Raw genomic sequence first — 14380 nt, 5'->3', positions numbered from 1 at the left:
ATCATTCTCCGCCCTGCGCGGGCAAAGATTGCCCTCCACAGTAGCGAGAAAGAGCGGAGGTCGGCAAGCGGGACGTCGGGAAAAGCGATGCGCCTTCCCCGACGGAGGGCTAGTAACGCACGCAGACGGATTTGGTTTCGCACCAGCCGTCGAGCCAGTCCGGGCCGAAATCGCGACCGGTGCCGGACTGCTTCATGCCGCCGAACGGCAGGTTGGCGTCAATCAGGGTATGACTGTTGACCCATACCGTCCCGGCCTGCAGGCGCTCGGTATAGTTGAGAGCCTGGGTCAGGTCGCGGGTCCAGACGCTGGCGGTCAGGCCAAAATCGCTGTCATTGGCCAGGCGCAGCGCCTCCTCGCCGTCGGCCACCCGCACCAGGTTCACCACCGGGCCAAACACCTCCTCGCGGGTGAGGCGCAGTCCGGCGTCCGGGTTAACCACCAGCGTCGGCGGAATATAGTACCCCCCCGCATCCGGTCCGGCGCTGCCGCTGATAAGCTCCGCCTTCTGCTGTCGGGCCTCTTCAAGGTAGGCCGCCACCTTGTCGCAGTGGGCCCGGGAGACCACCGGGTTGATCTGCGCCGTCTCCAGCATTCCCGGCCCTACCTGCAGTGATTTCACCGCCTGCTCGAAGCCGCTGACCAGGGTGTCAAACAGCGGCGCTTCAATGTAGATCCGCGAGCTGGCGGCGCAGACCTGCCCCTGGTTAAGGAAGCTGCCGGTCATCAGCCCCTCAATGACCCACTGGGGATCGGCGTCTTTAAGCACAATCGCCGGGTTCTTGCCGCCCAGCTCCAGCGTCACGCGGGTCAGGCGGTCGGCGGCCACCCGCGCAATCTGTTTCCCGGTGGCCGTCGAGCCGGTAAAGCTCACCTTCGCCACCTGCGGATGGGCGGTCAGCGCCGCGCCGCAGCCGGCGCCGCTGCCGGTGACCACGTTGAACACCCCGTCAGGAATGCCCGCCTGGGTCGCCAGCTCCGCCACCCGCAGCAGGGTCAGCGGGGTGGTTTCTGAGGGTTTTATGACGATCGAACAACCCGCCGCCAGCGCCGGCATCACCTTCCACATACCGATCATCAGCGGGAAATTCCACGGAACGATGCCCGCCACTACCCCCACCGGCTCTTTTTTGGTCCACGCCTGATAACGCGCCCCTTGCGGGAACGGGATCGAGACGTCCAGCGTCCGGCCGCTGATTTTGGTGGTCAGCCCGGCGGTGTAGCGCATCCAGTTCAGGGTGCAACCGACCTCGAAGGCGCGGGAGATGGCGATGGATTTACCCTGTTCAAGGGTTTCCAGCTGCGCCAGCTCCTCGCCGTGCTGCTCCACCAGATCGGCAAAGCGCAGCAGGATGCGCTCGCGGTCGGCCGGGGTGCGCCCGGCCCAGCGGCGGTCGACGAAGGCACGCCAGGCAGACATCACCGCCCGGTCAACATCCGCCGGGCTGGCGTCGGCGGTGGTGGCGATCGCCTGCCCGGTGGCCGGATCCCAGACGGTTAACCGGTTTTCGCTCTGCGCGGCGCAGGGGGCGCCGTCGATATACAGGCCATGCTGACGGTCTAAAAACTGCTGGACGCTGGCAAGCAGCGCTATCTGAGAGGTGGACATACCCTTTCCTTATTCTTCGCGGATAGTGCTTTCAGTCTATGTCCGGTTGGCGGCTGGCGCTTTTTTCTCTGTGACATTCATTTGCGCCGCTGTGACAGTCGCCGCAATTCCGTCGCCTGCCCTGACAGAAATGTGCCGCAGGTAATAGTTCTTTCATATACCCGCTATCGCGCCCTTGCCTGAGGCGGCATAAATGCAACAATGCAGAAACATTATTATTACAGGAGAAGGGCGAATGATGACCACGGCTGAGGGGGGGCTGGCGTACCAGCGCTGGCTGGCGACGATCAATCAGGTCTGCGGCCATTTCGCCGCCCGGCCGCTGGAGGGCCGCTTTCACGGCGAGATTGACGCCCGCTACGCCGGCAGCCTCAAGGTCAGCACGGTCACCGCCGCCGGCGTCAATCTCTACCGCACGCGCAATGAGATAAAACGCGATAACGACGCCTGGTTCTATACCGTGTTTCAGCTCGCCGGCGAAGCGGTGATCGAACAGGACGATCGCCAGGTGACCCTGGCGGCGGGGGATATCACGTTGATCGATGCCGCCCGCCCGTGCTCTATCGTCTGGCAGCAGACCTCGCGTCAGGCTTCGCTGCTGCTGCCGCGCCAGCGGGTGGCGCCGGCGGGCGAGATAGTCACCGCCTGCCGGCTGGATAAGTCTCTGCCGATGGTGCAGCTGAGCCAGCGACTGCTGCTGGAGAGTATGGGCGGCGCGGCGCTCTCCGCCAGCGAAAGTGAAGCGGCGCTGGAGGCGATCGCCTGCCTGTTGCGCCCGGTGCTGCGCCAGCGTGAGCCGACCCCGTCCCGGCGGGACAAGCAGTTTCAGAAGATAATAGCGTTAATCGACGCATCCATTCAGTCGGAGCATCTGCGGCCGGAGTGGCTGGCCAGCGAGATGGGAATGTCGGTGCGCAGCCTCTATCGGCTGTTTGCCGACAAAGGGCTGGTGGTGGCGCAGTATATTAAGAACCGGCGGCTGGATCTGTGCGCCCGGGCGTTACAGGACGTCCACGATGACGAAAAGCTGGCGGGGATCGGCTACCGCTGGGGCTTCAGCGACCATAGCCATTTCTCCACCGCCTTTAAGCAGCGCTTTGGCGTCTCGCCGGGCGAATACCGCAAGCGCTGCCGCTAATTATTTGCGCAGCCACTGGCCGTTTAGCCCCTGAACGTACTCGCCGGGTTGAGCGCGGGCAACCAGCTTCTGTCCGGCCATTTTCGCTACCTCATCCACCGGCAGATTGTTGTCATCCGCCAGCTGCTGGTAGCTTTCACTGCGCGCGGCGTTGATCTGTTTCACCAGCGCCAGCGTCTCTTTATCCTGACGCAGCGGCGCCAGATAGCCGTTCAGCGTCTCCCCCACCCGCCCCTGCTGGCGCGCTTCGCTCAGGGTTAACGCCAGCGCGGGCGCGCTGAGCAGAGTCAGCGCCAGCGCCGCGGTTAACAGTCGTTTTCTCATCGTCGCCTCAGAACAAATCGCTGCGGGATTTCAGCAGGTTTTCCACATCCTTATCGACCTTGATATGGATCTCATGCTCAATTTTGACATTCATATTGATGGTGATGGGCTCTTTCGACGCCGCAATTTCGATACGCGGCGTACAGCCGGCGAGCAGCATCGACGCCACCAGGGCCAGTAACAGCTTCTTCATTTAGGTTCCTTACATGTCTTACCGTCCGTACAGCGCCGCACGGGCAGCGTGGCATTTTGCTCAAGCCACGCCTGTAAATTGTCGCCGAAGCGTAAACTGCGCCACAGATCGAAAATATTCTCCTCATGAGCGTAGTTTAAATGCACGGTACTGCTTTTCCCGTCCACCCGGCTGGTGCCGTTGATGGCGGCTTTAAGCGTCAGCACGCCCAGATTGTTCAGGTTAATCTGCGTCGATGAACGGGAGATCTCCATATAGCGCAGCCAGTTGATCGCCGCCCCGGCGGAGACGTTGTCCGCCACCAGCGCATCGGCGGTGTCTTTATCCAGCCGCATGGTCATCGGTCCGTCATTGCGCAGCCAGCCGTCGTGGATAATCCATTGATTGTTCTCCAGCCACAGCGGCAGCGCGCCGCTCACCGCCCCGGACATGGCGAACTGCTTCACCTTGACCGCGCTGGTCAGTTCGCTGCTGGAGATGTGCTGCAGACGGATCAGCGCCGGGTCGCGCTGCGGCATGCGCAGCTGCAGCAGGGTCAGCTTGCCGCCTAACAGGTCGACGCTGACGTCGCTAAGTTGCAGTGGATTGGCCTCGCTCCACGGCCAGGTGCCCTGCAGGTCCGCCGTCAGGTTGCGCGCGGTGACCTGGTTGACGATTTCGCCAATGCGCAGGGAGACCGGACGGCGGGTACCCAGCTGCCAGTGGCCGTCGCTGAAGCGGAACGGCAGAACGAAGTCGACGCCGTTGATCTGGTTATCCGGCATCCAGGCGCTGCCGCCCTTCAGGACGCCATGGCCGCCTGCCTCAAATCCCTGCCCGGCTGCCGCCGAGAAGGCCACCTGCGCATAGAGACTGCCTTCGCGCAGGTTCATCTTCCAGTCCGGCGGCACCAGCGGCTGGAATACCGTCAACGACTGTTTTGGCCACCACGCCTGGCCGCGCAGCCGTTCGCCATCCCAGCGCCCGGTCAACCGCACCGGGCCAATGGTATCGGCGTGCAGCGCGCCGGTGAACTGGAACCACGTCGGGTCCCGGCCGTCGAGGGCGAATTTCAGCGTCGATGCCGGAAGATAGCTGCCGCCGGTGAAGGTAGTTTTTGCCGCATCCAGCGACAGCGCGCCGGTCAGCCGAGGATGCTCAGCATCGCGCAGCCAGCGGATCGGCTGCTCGAGGGTCAGACGCGGCGTGCTGACCCGCATCGTGCCGTACTCGAGCTTGTCGAAACCCGTGGAGAGGCTGCTCAGCGTAATGGCATTGTCCCGCCACTCACCGCTGCCCTTCACATCCCAGCGCGCCTGCATAGGCGTGAAATGCCCCTCGCCCCAGTAGCGCCACTGCCAGCGGCCGCTGTCGGGCAGAAAATCGTTCGCCAGGCCGTCCAGATGCAACGTAAAGTCGCCCATCTGCTGCTCATGGGCGCGGAGGATCGCCTGCAGGCGGCCATCGACGCCCTGCTGCGTGACCTTTACCCCGGCCAGCGGCCAGCGAATTTCGTCAATGTTCAGCGCGTCGATCACCCGCCCGCGCGACCGCAGCAGCGCCCCGGGGTGAAACGCCAGCTGCGGGCTGACCAGCGACCCGCTGAGCTGGGCCGGCAGCGCGGCGTAAAAGATCATCTCCCCCAGCTTGGCCTCGCCGGTGAGTCGCAGCGGCAGGTCGCTGTTATCCATGCTCAGCTTGCCCGGGCCGATATTCAGCACCGCGTTGCCTTTTCCGGCATGCCCCTCGGTGAGAACATTCAAGCGACCGCTGACGATCATCTGTTCCGTGCCCTGCTGCCAGTTACCCACCGACAGCGCCACGCGGCCGCTCAGCGGATACGCCTCGTAGCGGGTGCGCCAGCGGCCGTCGCTGATGGTGATCCGCTCCGGAGTGATCTCCCACGGCAGGTCGAGAATGGGCTCCACCTCGCCGCGTGGGGTGACCAGCAGCTGGCCGCGATTATGCTGCCACGTCAGCTCGGCATCGATCCATTCCGCAGTCTGCGGGAATTCGAAGGTGCCCTGCATCTGGCCATCGACCGGCAGGCCATCCGGCACCAGCGGCAGATGGAAGGTCCCCACCAGCTTCACCGGCGGCTGATCGTCAGCCAGCCGGGCGCTGAACTGGCTGACGGTAAGCGCCTGGCCGCGCAAGCGCGCCTGCAGGCTCAAATCGTTACCGGCAAAGCCGATATCCTGCTGCGCAGGGGTCAGTGACATCACCAGCCGCCCCTGCCATTTTTCCCACGGCGACAGCCGCAGGTTATCAATAGTTAACCAGCTGTAGGGCAGCATCGATTGCCATTCGGCAAGGGTGCGCGGCGATCCGGGCGTGGGATCGCTGGCCGGCAGTTTGCTCAGGCAGGCGCTGTTGATGTCAAGTTGGCCAATATGCAGCCGCCAGCGGCTGGGGCGCGAGAGACGGGCATCGGTCACCCTGGCGAGTTCACACTCGCCCACCAGATAGCGCAGATCGGGGATCAGCAGGGCGGAACGCGTAAGACGCGGGCTCTCCTGCATAGCGATATGAGTGCCCACGGGCAGCCAGATGCCCGCCAGCGTCGGCACCCAGTGGGTCAGCGTCAACAGCAGGGTTAGCGGCAGTAACACCAGCGCTAACACCAGCGCGATGGCGGCTTTATATTTACCCTTCATGGGCAGTTAATATCCTGATTCAACATAAGTAAAAGCCGAAAGGCGCCCATTGTGACACGTTCGACCAGTGAGTGAAAGTTTGCGACCTGTTAAAGCATAGTTGCCAGCCGGTATCGCGGCGCGGCGATCGGCCGTCACCATTTAACTTTTGTTTAAGCACCCCCTGCCACACTCCAGAAAGATAGGTATTGCTTGCGGGAGAGACGGTGTCGTTAATTATCTCGCTCATTGAGAGCGCACAGGGCCACTATCCATTGGTATTACTGATGGTTTTCTTGCTCACTTTCACTAAATCCTGCGCGCTAGTGTCGCTGGCCATCCCGGGCACCTCCGGCCTGCTGCTGCTGGGGACATTCGCTTCCGCCAGCCTCGGTCATTTCCTGCTAATGTGGTCCAGCGCCAGCCTCGGCGCCATCGGCGGATTCTGGCTCTCGTGGTGGTTGGGCGTTCGCTATCGTCACCGCCTTACGCAGTTACGCTGGCTGACCGCCGAGCGGCTGGCCCGCAGCCGATTCTTTTTTCAGCGCCGAGGGCTGTGGGCGGTCTTTTTCAGCCGCTTTCTCTCTCCCCTGCGCGCCACCCTGCCCCTGGTCAGCGGCGCCAGCGGCCTGCCGCTGTGGTCGTTTCAGCTGGCTAACGTCAGCTCCGGTCTGCTGTGGCCGTTTCTGCTGCTCTCCCCCGGCGCTTTAAGCCTGAGTTTGTGGTAAAAAAAACTTTGTCTTTCAAAGAGATTCCTCAAATCCGCGATATGCTCTAGAATTAGGATAAGCACCTGCCATTTAAACTATTTTTTAATAATTGTACGATTATTTTAAATATGCTACCGTGACGTTATAATCACTGGAGAAAAGTCTTATGAAAATCGCGGTTTACAGTACGAAGCAGTACGATAAAAAGTACCTGCAGCACGTGAATGATACCTACGGCTTTGAACTGGAATTCTTCGACTTCCTGCTGACAGAGAAAACCGCCAAAACCGCCAACGGTTGCGAAGCGGTATGCATCTTCGTCAATGACGACGGCAGCCGTCCGGTGCTGGAGGAGCTGAAGGCCCACGGCGTGAAGTATATCGCCCTGCGCTGCGCCGGGTTTAACAACGTCGACCTCGAGGCGGCGAAAGAGCTTGGCCTGCGCGTCGTGCGCGTCCCGGCCTACTCGCCGGAAGCGGTGGCTGAGCATGCGATCGGCATGATGATGTCGCTTAACCGCCGCATCCACCGCGCCTACCAGCGTACCCGTGATGCTAATTTCTCCCTGGAAGGCCTCACCGGTTTCACCATGTATGGCAAAACCGCCGGGGTGATTGGCACCGGGAAAATTGGCGTGGCGATGCTGCGGATCCTCAAAGGTTTTGGCATGCGTCTGCTGGCGTTCGACCCGTACCCAAGCGCCGCCGCGCTGGAGTTGGGGGTGGAATATGTCGACCTCGCCACGCTGTACAAGGAGTCGGACGTGATCTCCCTGCACTGCCCGCTGACCGACGAAAACTACCATCTGCTCAATCGCGGGGCCTTCGATCAGATGAAGGACGGAGTGATGGTGATTAACACCAGCCGCGGCGCGCTGATCGACTCCCAGGCGGCCATCGATGCCCTGAAGCACCAAAAAATCGGCGCGCTGGGGCTGGACGTTTATGAGAACGAACGCGATCTGTTCTTCGAGGACAAATCCAACGACGTGATCCAGGATGACGTCTTCCGTCGTCTCTCCGCCTGCCACAACGTGCTGTTCACCGGCCATCAGGCGTTCCTCACCGCCGAGGCGCTGATCAGCATTTCGGAGACCACCCTGGGCAATCTGCAGCAGGTCGCCAACGGTGAAACCTGCCCAAACGCTATCGTCTGATTCCTTTCCCTTTTGTGCTCCTCTCCCCGGGGGGAGCACATTCAGATAATCCCCACAGATCCCCACTGCGATACCGTTACACTGGCTTTGTTTTATTAGTAATGTGAATGTTTTGGAGTGAAAATGAACAAATTTGCGGCATTACTGGCGGCAGGGTTGCTGCTGTCCGGCTGTGTCTATAACAGTAAGGTGTCCACCGGCGCGGAACAGCTACAGCATCATCGTTTCGTGCTGACCAGCGTCAACGGCCAGGCGGTAAACGCTGGCGACCGGCCGCTGGAGCTGAGCTTCGGCGAGAAGATGGCTATCACCGGCAATATCTATGTTTCGGGCAATATGTGCAACGGCTTCAGCGGGGAAGGTAAGGTGTCGGACGGCGAGCTGAAGGTCAAATCGCTGGCGATGACCCGGATGCTGTGCCACGATGCCCAGCTTAATACCCTTGATGCGACCATTGGTAAGATGCTGCGCGAGGGCGCGCAGGTTGATCTGACGGAAAACCAGTTGACGCTGGCGACCGCCGACCAGACGCTGGTCTATAAGCTCGCCGACCTGATGCACTAGCCGGCGTTTTGAGCCCGCTGCGGGGCTGCCATTAATAGCCGCAGCTTCCGCCCGCCAGCGCCTGCTCGCTGCAGCGTTTACCGTTCGGCAGCGCGCACATGCCAATCGCTGAACCATCGAGCTGACGAGCCACCGATAACGAGCCGCCTATCATGGCGCAGTTGGCCTGACCGGCGTCGCTCATTGCCGCCCGCATTCCTGGCGTGACGTGCGCCGCCGTGGCCTGCTGAACGGGTTCACTACTGCACGCCGACAGCAACAGCGCCGCACATCCCACTAACATCGCAGCTCGCATTTTCTCTCCCCTCGGAAACGTCTTAAAAAGCAAACCCAAGAATAATAGGCAGCGTGGCGCGCGGCGTCGAGAGGGGAAGTACGTATTTATGCGTCTCATTAACATTTTCTAGCAAATTTCTGCGTAAAGGTTGATCTGCACCGGGATAGTCACCGGGCGATGGCTCGCCTTCACGTCCAGAAAAGCTACTTTCTCCGCGAACCGCGCAAAATATTGATCTGGTCACGGGTAGCCGTCGTATTGAGGACACAAATGCAAAAATGGCGGCGCCAACGGTTTGCTAAACTACCTCTTATATAATTACAGGGCGCGTCGCGGTTTCACGCGTCCATTCTTTTGCGCAATGTAAGGGTGTCTTCATATGATTACGATTGATGGTAATGGCGCGGTCGCTTCCGTCGCGTTTCGCACCAGTGAAGTTATCGCCATCTACCCGATCACGCCCAGTTCAACGATGGCGGAACAGGCTGACGCCTGGGCCGGCAATGGGCTGAAAAACGTCTGGGGCGATGTGCCCCGCGTGGTCGAAATGCAGTCGGAGGCAGGCGCCATTGGCGCCGTACATGGCGCGCTGCAGACTGGCGCCCTCTCCACGTCCTTTACCTCATCGCAGGGCCTGCTGCTGATGATCCCCACGCTGTACAAACTGGCCGGCCAGCTGATGCCGTTTGTCCTGCACGTCGCCGCCCGCACTGTCGCCACCCACGCGCTGTCGATCTTCGGCGACCATTCCGATGTGATGGCCGTGCGTCAGACCGGGTGCGCCATGCTGTGCGCCAGCAGCGTTCAGGAAGCGCAGGATTTCGCGCTGATATCGCATATCGCCACGCTGCAAAGCCGGGTGCCGTTTATTCATTTCTTTGATGGTTTCCGCACTTCGCACGAAATCAACAAAATCGCCCCGCTGGCGGATGACACGATTCGCGCCCTGCTGCCGCAGGAGAAAATCGCTGAGCATCGCCAGCGCGCGCTCAATCCGGAACACCCGGTGATCCGCGGGACCTCCGCTAACCCTGACACCTACTTCCAGTCGCGGGAGGCCACCAACCCGTGGTACGACGCGGTTTATGATCATGTCGAGAAAGCGATGGATGACTTCGCCGCCGCCACCGGCCGCCAGTACAAACCGTTTGAGTTTTACGGCCATCCGCAGGCGGAACGCGTGATCGTCATTATGGGCTCGGCCATCGGCACCTGCGAAGAGGTGGTCGATGAACTGCTGAGCCGCGGCGAGAAAGTCGGCGTCCTGAAAGTGCGCCTCTATCGCCCATTCTCCGCCGCCCACCTGCTGGCAGCGCTGCCGGAGAGCGCCCGGGCGGTGGCGGTGCTGGATCGCACCAAAGAACCTGGCGCGCACGCGGAGCCACTGTATCTCGACGTGATGACCGCCCTAGCGGAAGCCTTTAACCGCGGCGAGCGCGAGACGCTGCCGCGGACCATCGGCGGCCGCTACGGTCTCTCTTCCAAGGAGTTCGGTCCGGAATGCGTGCTGGCGATATTCCATGAGCTGCAGGCCGCCCAGCCGAAGCCGCGCTTTACCGTCGGCATCTATGACGACGTGACCAACCTGTCGCTGCCGCTGGGCGAAAATACTCTGCCATCAGAGGCCAAGCTCGAAGCGCTGTTCTACGGCCTCGGCAGCGACGGCAGCGTGTCGGCCACCAAAAACAATATCAAAATCATCGGCAATTCCACCCCGTGGTTCTCCCAGGGGTACTTTGTCTATGACTCGAAGAAGGCGGGCGGCCTGACCGTCTCCCATCTGCGGGTCAGCGAAAAGCCGATTCGTTCTTCGTATCTGATTTCGCAGGCCGATTTCGTTGGCTGCCACCAGCTGCAGTTTATCGATAAATACCAGATGGCCGAGCGGCTGAAGCCCGGCGGCATTTTCCTGCTCAACACGCCGTACAGCGCCGATGAAGTCTGGTCCCGCCTGCCGCAGGAAGTGCAGGCCACCCTGAATCAGAAAAAAGCGCGTTTTTACGTGGTCAACGCGGCGAAGATCGCCCGCGAATGTAGCCTCGGGGCGCGCATAAATACCGTGATGCAGATGGCGTTCTTCCATCTGACTCACATCCTGCCTGGCGACAGCGCGCTGGCGGAACTGCAGGCGGCCATCGCCAAAAGCTACAGCAGCAAAGGCCAGGAGCTGGTGGAACGCAACTGGCAGGCGCTGGCCCTGGCCCGCGAATCGCTGGCGGAAGTGCCGCTGCAGCCGGTGAATGCCAACAGTCCGAACCGCCCGCCGGTGGTCTCCGACGCCGCGCCGGATTTCGTCAAAACGGTCACCGCCGCGATGCTGGCCGGTCTCGGCGATGCGCTGCCGGTCTCCGCCCTGCCGCCGGACGGCACCTGGCCCATGGGCACCACGCGCTGGGAGAAACGCAACATCGCCGAAGAGATCCCCATCTGGAAGGAAGCGCTATGTACCCAGTGCAACCACTGCGTCGCCGCCTGCCCGCACTCGGCGATCCGCGCCAAAGTGGTCGCACCGGAAGAGATGGAGAACGCCCCTGCCAGTCTGCACTCGCTGGACGTCAAGTCCCGCGATATGCGCGGGCAGAAATACGTACTGCAGGTCGCCCCGGAAGACTGCACCGGCTGCAACCTGTGCGTGGAAGTGTGCCCGGCAAAAGATCGCCAGAATCCGGAGATCAAGGCCATCAATATGATGTCGCGCCTGGAGCATGTGGAAGAGGAGAAAGTGAATTACGATTACTTCCTCAACCTGCCGGAAATCGACCGCAGCAAACTGGAGCGTATTGATATCCGCACTTCGCAGCTGATCAGCCCGCTGTTTGAATACTCCGGCGCCTGCTCCGGCTGTGGCGAAACGCCGTATATCAAACTGCTGACCCAGCTGTATGGCGACCGGATGCTGATTGCCAATGCCACCGGCTGCTCATCCATTTACGGCGGCAACCTGCCCTCGACCCCGTACACGACCGACGCCAACGGCCGCGGCCCGGCGTGGGCCAACTCGCTGTTTGAGGATAACGCTGAATTCGGGCTCGGCTTCCGCTTAACCGTCGATCAACATCGTCAGCGCGTGATGCGCCTGCTGAGCGAATTCGCCGACCAGCTGCCGGCAGAGCTGAACGCGGCGCTGCATGCCGAGGCGACGCCGGAAGCGCGCCGTGAACAGGTGGCGGCCCTGCGCCAGGCGCTGACCGGCGTGCAAGGCGCTGAAGAGCTGCTGACCGATGCCGACGCGCTGGTGGAGAAATCCGTCTGGCTGATCGGCGGCGACGGCTGGGCCTACGATATCGGCTTCGGCGGCCTGGATCATGTGCTGAGCCTGACGGAAAACGTCAACATTCTGGTGCTGGATACCCAGTGTTACTCCAACACCGGCGGCCAGGCGTCAAAAGCCACCCCGCTGGGGGCGGTCACTAAGTTTGGCGAGCACGGTAAACGCAAGGCGCGCAAAGATCTTGGCGTCAGCATGATGATGTATGGTCATGTCTATGTGGCGCAGATTTCGCTGGGCGCGCAGCTGAACCAGACGGTGAAAGCGATTCAGGAAGCGGAAGCCTATCCGGGGCCGTCGCTGATCATCGCCTACAGTCCTTGCGAAGAGCATGGCTACGATCTGGCGCTCAGCCACGATCAAATGCGTCAGCTGACCGCCACCGGCTTCTGGCCGCTCTACCGCTTCGACCCACGTCGGGCGGAAGAAGGCAAGATCCCGCTGGCGCTCGACTCTCGCCCACCGTCAGACGCCCTGGCTGAGACGCTGCTCAATGAGCAACGCTTCCGTCGCCTGAATGCGCAGCAGCCGGAAGTGGCGGAGCAGCTGTGGAAAGATGCTGCCGCCGACCTGCAGAAGCGCTACGACTTCCTCGCCCAGCTGGCTGGCAAAGCGGAGAAATCACCGAGCGAGAGCTAAGGTTATTTTCCATCCCGGAGCCATAAAAAAAGCCCGAACATGAAGTTCGGGCTTGTCGTTTTACCGATAACAAAACCATTCCGCAGAATGAGACGGCAAATAAAAATGCTTGGCATGACAATAAAGGCATATAACGCTCGAATAATACGCGATCAAACTGACCATGTATAATTTTTATTTTGTATATTAGTTGAAGATGTATTCATCATAATTATCACCATTACTTCAGTATTATTTTATTTAGAATTTACTTATATCGTAACAATTGAGTCTTACCATATCTCAGACCGCTCCTTTAGCATGAGTTCACTTCCTTCCCGGAAGCTAAAACATAAAAACAGTTAAAGGAATTTCTTCATGAAAAGAAAAGTACTGGCCCTCGTTATTCCGGCTTTATTAGCCGCTGGCGCCGCGCATGCGGCGGAAATTTATAATAAAGACGGAAATAAATTAGATGTCTATGGCAAGGTAGACGGTCTGCACTATTTCTCCAGCGACTCGAAAAAAGATGGCGACCAAACTTACGTTCGCTTTGGCTTTAAAGGCGAAACCCAGATCAACGATATGCTCACCGGTTACGGCCAGTGGGAATACAACGTTCAGGCCAACAATACCGAAAGCGCCGGCGATCAGGCGTGGACCCGTCTGGCCTTCGCCGGTATCAAAGTGGGCGATTACGGTTCCTTCGACTACGGTCGTAACTACGGCGTGCTGTACGACGTCGAAGGCTGGACCGATATGCTGCCGGAGTTCGGCGGCGACTCTTACACCTATGCGGATAACTTTATGGCAGGCCGCGCCAACGGCGTCGCGACCTACCGTAACAGCGACTTCTTCGGTCTGGTAGACGGTCTGAACTTCGCCCTGCAGTATCAGGGTAAAAACGAAGGCCAGAACGCCCAGGACATCAACGTCGGCACCAACAACCGCAGCAGCGACAGCGATGTTCGCTTTGACAACGGCGACGGTTTCGGTCTCTCTACCTCCTATAACTTCGGCATGGGCATCAGCGCGGCAGCGGCCTACACCTCATCTGACCGTACCAACGACCAGATGACCCAGACCAACGCCCGTGGCGATAAAGCTGAAGCCTGGACCGCTGGCCTGAAGTACGACGCCAACAATATCTACCTGGCGACCATGTACTCTGAAACCCGCAACATGACCCCTTACGGCAACGACGGCGTGGCCAACAAAACGCAAAACTTCGAAGTCACCGCTCAGTATCAGTTCGACTTTGGTCTGCGTCCGGCTATCTCCTATCTGCAGTCCAAAGGCAAAGATCTCTATAACACCGGCAGCTACGCCGATAAAGATCTGGTCAAATATATGGACGTCGGCGCCACCTATTACTTCAACCGTAATATGTCCACCTACGTTGATTACAAAATCAATCTGCTGGATGACAACGACAGCTTCTACAAAGACAACGGTATCTCTACCGACAACATCGTCGCGTTGGGCCTGGTTTACCAGTTCTGATGCGCCAGCCCGCCGGTTCCGGCGGGCTTTCTCTCTCTTTGCATCGCACCAGCTAAAACAAAACAATATATCCCACCGCTTAAAATAGCCGTCCATTTAGTGATATAGTCGTGCTCAGTCAGTGCCTGCCCGAGGACGTCCATCATGCATCATCACCCGGTAAAATCTTCCCGAATTATCTCTGTCGCCTATGATGACGCTTCCGCCACGCTGGAAATTTGTTTTTATCACCAGCCGCCGTTGCAATATACCGGCGTTCCACCGCGTATTTTTCGTGACTTTTTACAGGTGGTGTCAAAGGGTCGCTTTTATGACGGCGTGATAAAGGGAAAATTTCCCGAACACAAGTCACGTTAATGTCAAAGTGTGACTGCGGTCATGATACAAAACGTGCCATAATGCCGT

Annotated in this window: 13 protein-coding genes; 7 read left to right on the top strand and 6 right to left on the bottom strand. The window is 59.8% G+C overall.

Annotation, left to right across the window (positions count from 1 at the left end):
* Positions 1-109: 109 nt before the first annotated feature.
* The gene (locus tag GQR96_RS10700) at positions 110-1609 is read right to left on the bottom strand and encodes an aldehyde dehydrogenase family protein (protein ID WP_069734191.1); all 1500 of its coding nucleotides are present in this window, start codon (positions 1607-1609) and stop codon (positions 110-112) included.
* Between the two features lie 235 nt (positions 1610-1844).
* Here GQR96_RS10700 and feaR point away from each other — a divergent pair, with 235 nt between their 5' ends.
* A complete protein-coding gene (gene feaR / locus GQR96_RS10695) occupies positions 1845-2747 on the top strand; it encodes a transcriptional regulator FeaR (RefSeq protein ID WP_069734192.1) in 903 nt (300 codons plus the stop codon).
* On the opposite strand, the gene GQR96_RS10690 is transcribed toward feaR, so the two are convergent.
* The 3 genes from GQR96_RS10690 to GQR96_RS10680 are packed head-to-tail and all read right to left on the bottom strand — an operon-like array spanning position 2748 to position 5900.
* Positions 2748-3071 (bottom strand): YdbL family probable chaperone protein, encoded by a 324-nt coding sequence (locus GQR96_RS10690; RefSeq protein ID WP_004204018.1) that lies wholly within the window; start codon positions 3069-3071, stop codon positions 2748-2750.
* A 7-nt stretch (positions 3072-3078) separates the two neighbouring features.
* Entirely contained in the window at positions 3079-3264 is a 186-nt protein-coding gene (locus GQR96_RS10685) for a YnbE family lipoprotein (protein WP_049116249.1), read from the bottom strand.
* Positions 3261-5900 (bottom strand): YdbH family protein, encoded by a 2640-nt coding sequence (locus tag GQR96_RS10680; RefSeq protein WP_069734193.1) that lies wholly within the window; start codon positions 5898-5900, stop codon positions 3261-3263. Before GQR96_RS10680 ends, GQR96_RS10685 begins: the two co-directional genes overlap by 4 nt.
* Before the next feature lie 206 nt (positions 5901-6106).
* On the opposite strand from GQR96_RS10680, the gene GQR96_RS10675 reads away from it, so the two are divergent.
* The 3 genes from GQR96_RS10675 (at position 6107) to hslJ (ending at position 8309) form a co-directional block, all read left to right on the top strand.
* On the top strand, positions 6107-6607 hold the full coding sequence (locus tag GQR96_RS10675; protein WP_069734194.1) for a DedA family protein: 501 nt from the start codon (positions 6107-6109) through the stop codon (positions 6605-6607).
* A gap of 148 nt (positions 6608-6755) precedes the next feature.
* Positions 6756-7745 carry a 2-hydroxyacid dehydrogenase gene (locus GQR96_RS10670; protein WP_004204014.1) on the top strand — a complete coding sequence of 330 codons (990 nt, stop codon included), beginning with the start codon at positions 6756-6758 and terminating at the stop codon, positions 7743-7745.
* A 123-nt stretch (positions 7746-7868) separates the two neighbouring features.
* Positions 7869-8309 carry a heat shock protein HslJ gene (hslJ, locus tag GQR96_RS10665; protein ID WP_069135590.1) on the top strand — a complete coding sequence of 147 codons (441 nt, stop codon included), beginning with the start codon at positions 7869-7871 and terminating at the stop codon, positions 8307-8309.
* A 31-nt stretch (positions 8310-8340) separates the two neighbouring features.
* Here hslJ and GQR96_RS10660 read toward each other — a convergent pair whose 3' ends face one another.
* Positions 8341-8604: a putative hemolysin gene (locus GQR96_RS10660; protein ID WP_004140155.1), complete on the bottom strand. Its 264-nt coding sequence runs from the start codon at positions 8602-8604 to the stop codon at positions 8341-8343.
* 361 nt (positions 8605-8965) lie between these two features.
* On the opposite strand from GQR96_RS10660, the gene nifJ reads away from it, so the two are divergent.
* A complete protein-coding gene (gene nifJ / locus GQR96_RS10655; protein ID WP_017898746.1) occupies positions 8966-12493 on the top strand; it encodes a pyruvate:ferredoxin (flavodoxin) oxidoreductase in 3528 nt (1175 codons plus the stop codon).
* A gap of 357 nt (positions 12494-12850) precedes the next feature.
* A complete protein-coding gene (gene ompK37, locus GQR96_RS10650; protein WP_023318087.1) occupies positions 12851-13975 on the top strand; it encodes a porin OmpK37 in 1125 nt (374 codons plus the stop codon).
* Here the strand turns inward: ompK37 and GQR96_RS10645 are convergent.
* Positions 13963-14121, bottom strand: coding sequence for a hypothetical protein (locus tag GQR96_RS10645; protein WP_153245201.1), 159 nt, complete (start codon positions 14119-14121; stop codon positions 13963-13965). The genes ompK37 and GQR96_RS10645 overlap by 13 nt on opposite strands.
* Between GQR96_RS10645 and GQR96_RS10640 the strand changes: the two genes are divergently transcribed.
* Entirely contained in the window at positions 14120-14332 is a 213-nt protein-coding gene (locus GQR96_RS10640; protein ID WP_004203998.1) for a KTSC domain-containing protein, read from the top strand. The genes GQR96_RS10645 and GQR96_RS10640 overlap by 2 nt on opposite strands.
* Positions 14333-14380: the final 48 nt, after the last annotated feature.

The organism is Klebsiella sp. PCX (assembly GCF_021869705.1).
GTDB classification, from domain to species: Bacteria; Pseudomonadota; Gammaproteobacteria; order Enterobacterales; family Enterobacteriaceae; genus Klebsiella; species Klebsiella quasipneumoniae.
Note: the sequence above shows the minus strand (reverse complement) of the source record. Positions and strands in the feature narration are given on the sequence as shown.